General features: G+C 72.1%; 1 pseudogene. It reads right to left on the reverse strand.

Going from position 1 to position 6,202, the window contains the following annotated elements:
- Window positions 1-6,187 (reverse strand): annotated as a pseudogene (locus EHS43_RS34400) (hypothetical protein); the annotation flags it as partial.
- Window positions 6,188-6,202: the final 15 nt, after the last annotated feature.

A 6,202-nucleotide genomic window follows, 5' to 3' on the forward strand; every position in this document is an offset into this window, starting at 1 on the left:
CCTCGGGCGGTTGCGTGATCCCTTCGAGTTCGCTCGTGCCGCTCTCGTTCGCGGCGAGTCGGTGCCAGCGGGTGAGCTGGTCGGCTGCGGCGCGCACCCGGTGGTACTCGGCGGCGGCGGTGTCGGCCGCCGCCCGCAGCACGGCGAGTTCCTGGCGTCGGGTCTCGAAGGCGTCGCGTGCGGCCTTGAGGCGTTCGGTCGCGGCGGCGTGGGCGCGGGCGGGCGCGGTGAGCCGGCCGTTCGCCACGGTCTGCCGGGTGCGGGCGCGGGTGAGCCGTCGGTCGGCGGTCTCGACGAGAGTCGCGGCCTTCTGCCGAGCACGGTCGGCATCGGCGGCCGGGGACGGTGTAGTGGTCGGATCGACCGGATGTTCAAGGGCGGCGAGCCGTTCCTCGGCCCTGTCGCGGGCGAGTTGGGCGGTCGCGACGGCACGGGCGGCCGCGTCGCGGACCTCGTCGGCCCGTCGGCGTGCCGCGTCGAGGTCGTCCGCGGCCTGCTGGAACTGTTCCGGGCCCAGTTCGTTGCCGGGCAGTGCCGCCCAGCCGGGCAGCATGTCGAGGGTGTCCTGGGCCGTCCGTACGAGCTCCTGCGCGGCGGCACGGTCCGTGCGCGCGGTCTCCCGGGCCGTGCGCAGGGCGGTGTCGGCCAGGTCGAGGGCGTCGGCGGCCTCGGTGAGCCGGCGTGCGGTGTCGTGATCGGTGCGCGCGTCGCTCTCTGCCTGTGCGAGTACCGTGTCGGCGCTCTCGGCAGCATCCAGAAGGGGGTTCAGGCGGTTCCCGGTCTCCGCCGCGGCCGTCTCCGCCGCCCTGACCGCGTCGCGCAGATGGATCGCGGTGCGCCGCTTCGCCCAGTAGGCGGTGTCCGCCTCCACCCAGCCCTTGCTCGCCTCGCCGACCGCGTCCCACGCCTTGCCCGCGGACTCGGGGAAATTGGAGTCGGTGACGAGCATCAGCTCGCGGGCGACGTCCTCACGCACCCACGCGACGAGGTACGCCTGGCTCTCCATCGCCTGCGCGCCGGGCCTGACGTGGCCGAAGGTGCCGCGCAGGTACGTCACGGCCCGGGAATCCTTGAAGGTGCGATGGACGTCGCCGACACCGACGAACCGGGTGGGGATCGCGAACAGGAACACACGGGGTGTCTTCGCCTTGAGGTTCCTGGAGGCCAGGTGGTCGTCGGCGGTCGGCCTGGTGTCGGCGTCCAGGGCGTGGGGCCCGCCGCCGAGGAGGCCGATCTGGTTGAGGCCGATGTCCTGCGAGGCGTCGTAGAGGAATCCGGCGCCGAGGTGGCCGGACTGGGTGTGTTCGTCGGCCAGCGCGGTGGCGGCGGCCTCGCCGGACTGGTGGAGCACCTCCAGGCGGGCTCCGTCGGTGACCGTCAGCAGCAGGGCGCGGCTGAAGTCCGGTGTGGAGTGCAGGGACAGTTCTCCGGAGTCGCTTCCGAGGAAGGACTTCTCGGTCAGCCCCGCGATCCGGTAGCCCTCGGGCTCCAGGGTGCGCGGGTAGAAGGAGGTGACCGCCATGAAGCTGGTGGCGTCCTCCAGGGCCTGGGCGGAGCCGGTGCCGAGGCGGGTCAGGCCCGACTTCTGTGTCCGGCGCAGGAGTTGGGTCAGGGCCGCAGCGTCGGGGCCGTCCTCCGACCGCAGCACGGCGAGGGAGAACCCGGCGTCGTAGGCCCGGGTGAGCAGGAGGTCGTTCGCCGTACGGATGTTGTCCACGCCGAGGATGCCCCGGGGGTGAAAGCCGTTCTCGGGGAAGGTGAACGGCCGCTCGACGCCGTCGCCGTAGACGACCCTGATCTCCTCGCGTACGGCGGGCAGGGGCACCGGCCGGGGAGCCCTCGTCAGAGCGGGGTCGGTCCTGGGGTCGGGCGCCGGCACGGTCGCGCGGGGCTCGGACGACGCGGTGGCCACCGGCTCCATCAGGCTGAGCGGCACGTGTTCGCGCAGTTCACCGACGCCGTGTTCCTCGACGATCCGACGGCGGCCCAGGAAGCGGTCCAGAGCGGTGGTGGTCCCCTCGTCCGCCTCCCGGCCGGACGGGTCGCCCTGGTGAGGGGTGTCGTCGGCCTCCAGGGTGATCCGCATGGTGTACGGGGTGACGATCTCCGCGTGCGGTTCCGTGGTCACCGCGCGGTAGATCGTGACGGTGGTGTTCGAGTGGCTGGACGCCACCGTTTGCTTGTGGGTCCCGGATTCGGTGTACGTGGGCCCGGCGCCCACGACCGACGGGTTGTCGGTGTGGGCGACCTGACCGGTCACGATTCCGAGGTCCGCCCCGGAGGACGCCTCGGAGGAGTTCAGGACGACTTCCGAGGCGCGCCGGTTGTCCTCGATCTCGGAGCCGTGGTCCAGTCCCTGGAACTCGGGCGTCCCGGGGATAAGTTCGACGCGGACCCGGACCGATCGCCTTCCGATCCGTACGCTGCCCCAGCCCGCCCCCCTGGCCGAGACCATCGCGGAGGGGCCGGTGGTCGTCATCTCGCCCTTCAGGGCGCGGGTGGCACGGGCCGTCACGAGCTGGCGGATCTTCTCCCGGCTCGCCTCGTCGAGGCCGACCCCGTCGAGGCGCCGCTCGAAGGCGAGCAACGCGTCCGTCGGATCGAGCGAGTTGACCGCGTACGTCCCGAACGCGGCGCCCGCCAGCCAGGGTTGGGGCGTCCAGCGGTGCTGGGCGTAGCGGGGCACGTCACCGAGGCCGTCGTCGATCAGGCCCATCCGGTGGGCGCTCTTCTCCGGCAGATGGGCCAACATGCCCGCGGGGGCGTCCAGTTCCGTGCCCGCCGCGCCGGCGAGGATCGACGGGACGAGTGCGCTGCCCGCCGCCGCCCGTCCCAGGCGCCCGGTGCCGAGGCGGCTGGTGGTCAGTGCGAACCAGTGCTGCACGTCGCCGGTGACCAGTACCTGGTGGACCGACGAGGCACGGTTCACGTCGGCGACGACGGTCCGTACGACGGCTGTGGCGGATGCGCGGGACGTCGAGACGGGGTGGGCGACCAGCCCGTACACGCCCATGAGTCCGTGCCCGGGGCTGCGGACGGCGTTGTAGCCGAGCTGGCCGCCGAAGACGAAGGTGGTGACCTTGGTGACCTTGCCCGAGGCCACGCGGGTGGCGCCGAGGGCGAGTTCGGTGTCCATGGGCCTCGGACCGGTGAGCAGTCTGAGGCCGGACACCGAGGTCGCGTAGCGGTAGGTCGCCCACAGGGCGGTGGCGGGCCCCTTGCCGAGCAGGCCGCTGCCCATCAGCCCGAGCGGGCCGGAACTCTGGTCGAAGTTGGCGGTCAGGTACTGGGGGGTGAAGACCCGGATGACCGCTTCCCGGACGGGGGCGCCCTCCTTGACCAGATGCCAGGTACTGCCCGAGGCGGTGCGCAGGACACCGTCCACCGCCGCGACCAGACCGGGTGTCAGGACCGCGTTGACGATCGCGTAGGGATGCTGGCGCAGCTCCCGGAACTGGTCGGTGCCGCGTGCGGCGAGCCGTCCGTCCCCGGTGGCGCCGCCGGGCAGTACGAGGTCGCCCTTGGCCAGGGCCAGGGCGCGTTCCGTGCTCATCGCCACGGGCTCGGGTTCGGCGGCGAGGTAGGGGTTGAGGGCCCCGTCCGCGTGCGGGTCTGCCTCGGGGGCGTGCTGGACGGGGACGCTGATCAGCACCTGCCCGCGCACCGGGCCGCCGCCCTTGAGGAACCCCATCGACGTGCGCCCGAACAGGATGTCGACGGGCTCGTCGAGGACCAGCAGTCCCGGCAGGCCGAAACCGAAGCCGCGGATCAGGCCGCGGGGCCGCCAGTAGCCGCCCATGGTCGCGGTGAGGTCGAGGGTGTAACGGTACAGATGGGCGGGCGACTTGCTCACCGACATCGGCTCGGCGGTGACGGTGGAACCGAAGCCGCTCTCCGTCTCCCGCTGCCAGCCCTTGCGCGCGCCCAGCGACAGTCCGAGCGTGTTCAGCCGGCGTCCCGTGTCGTCGACGTTGTTGTCCCGGCCCGACAGCGTGCCCTCGAAGCCCGCCTCCGCGGCGCGGCGCGCGGTGACCTGGCCGTCCATCCGCTCGGCGCCCTGGGCGCTGAACCGGATGCCGTCGGTGATGTCCTTGCCCTCGTACTGCCGTCCGCTCAGGGTGCCGTGCACCCACACGGTGTAGTACGTCTGCCCGACCGCCCCGGGATCGGAAAGCCGGACCCGCAGGCCGATCGTGGTGAGGGCCTCCAGGCCGCCGGTGACGTTCTGCTGGGAGAGCACACCGAGGATCTGGAGGGTGTTCTGCAAGGCCGCGTGGTAGTGCTTGTTGTTCCGCCACCGCGGCGGCACGGGGAGGCTGCGGGCTTCGGCGGCCAGCCGGTCCGGGTCGCGCCGGATCAGGTCGTGGAAGCGGGCACGCCAGCCCCTGGGCAGGTTCAGCTCGTGCAGTGGCACGACCAGTCCCCTGCGGCGGGCCGCGACGGCGTCCACCACGCTGTCGGCGAAGGAATCCAGCAGAGTACGCCCCACTCCGTCGTGGGTGTCCGGCAGGACCCGGGTGCGCTGACCGTCCTCGAAGGTGAACTCCTTCACCCGGTGCATACCGAGGGTCCGGGGCCGGTCCACGCTCAGATAGGCCGGCGCGTACGGCACGGCGCCGTGCCGTACGACCAGTGCGGTGCCGTCGTCCCAGCCGGCCAGCCGCCGTGCCTCGGCGCTGGTCATCCGGTCCAGGCTCCAGGTCAGGAACTGGGTGGGCGGGCCGGTGTCGCCCGAACGGCGCACCCGCACCGACTTCACGACCACGTACAGGGCGGTTTTCGGTCCCTTGACCTGGCCGACCGCCTTCAGGGCACCGGAACCGCCGAGGCCGCCCGCGCGGTTGCGGTTGAACGAGTACTGCGCGTTCGGTCCGAACTGCAGCCGCAGATCGAAGGGAGCAAGGCCCGGGTCGAAGAAGTTGAAGGCGGGCCCCGCGGCGGCCTGCAGCACGATGTTGCGGCCCTTGGTGCGCACGCGTTCGCTGCGGACCGTGGAGCTGCTGCTGTCCCGGATCTCGGCCATGTCGGTCTCGCCGAACAGCACGGCGCTGCGCGGGACGACCTCTTCCACGACGAACACGCCGAGCGGCGACTTGTTCTTGTCGTCGGCGTAGAGCGGAGGGGTGGTCAGCCGGCCGCGGGCCATGGTGGCACTGTGCCGCTGGAAGCTGTCGCCCGAGAAGAAGGCGTCCAGTTCCCCGTACGCGCTGCTGCCCGGCAGAACGCCGAGGAGCGAGGCCGCCCAGTCCCGGATCGCGGCGACCGGCCCGTACCCCTCGACGCTGACGAATCGGTACTGCGTGCTGCGGCCCAGGTCCATCGACCTCGGGATCCGGCCGGGCTCGCCGACCTTCGTGACGCTGTCCGGGAGCCTGAGCCGGATGCCGTTGCGCATGCCGAACGCGAAGCGCGCCGGGACGACCTGGACGTCCTCCGCCGTGGACGTCGCGGCTTCCGACTCCGTGTCGGTGGGAGAACCGGTGACGAGCTGTCCCGCCGCGTCGACGACCCACAGCTCGTAATGGAGGTCGTCCAGATAGGTCCGGGAGTCGTCGAGCGTGCGCGTCTCCGTCTGGTTCTGGCGCTGTTCCGTGAGCGTGTAGCCGACCTTGTTGATGAAGCCGAACCGGAAGGCCAGCCGGCCGTAGCCGCCGTAGGCCGCGGACCCCACGGGGCCGAGCGGACCGCCCGACCCGTACTGGGTGTTGGACTGCACGTTCTTGGTGAACCCGAAGACCGCCGCGGCCTGGTACATGCTGTCGAGCTTCGCGGCGTGCCCGACACCGTCGTCGAACGGGGTCCAACCGCCGCGGTGGCGCGCCTTGATGTACAGGACGCGCAGCTTGCCGTCCTCGTTGACGTACGGGAAAGGGCGCCCGCGGTCCGTCAGCGACTTCGGCTTCTCACGCAGGGTCCGCGCCACGTCCGCCGACAGCTGGGCCTGGTCACGCGGCCGCACGCCGGGCCTGCGTGCCAGCTCTTCCCGGATCCGTGCCACGACCTGCCCGATCCCGCGCAGGACGACCACGCTCTGGCCGAAGGTACTGGGGCTTTCGAGGAGTTGGCTGCGCTCGGCGTCGGTCAGGTCGTCCGGGAGCAGGGCTTCGAGGTCGTCGACGTACGCGGGCATGGTGCGGCCGTCGTCGAGCTGGGCCGGGGTACGCCGGGCGGTGGGCGGGGCGGACATCGCGGGGTCGAGGAC

Origin of the sequence: Streptomyces sp. RP5T, assembly GCF_003933965.1 — a bacterium.
In the GTDB taxonomy this organism is placed as follows: Bacteria; Actinomycetota; Actinomycetes; order Streptomycetales; family Streptomycetaceae; genus Streptomyces.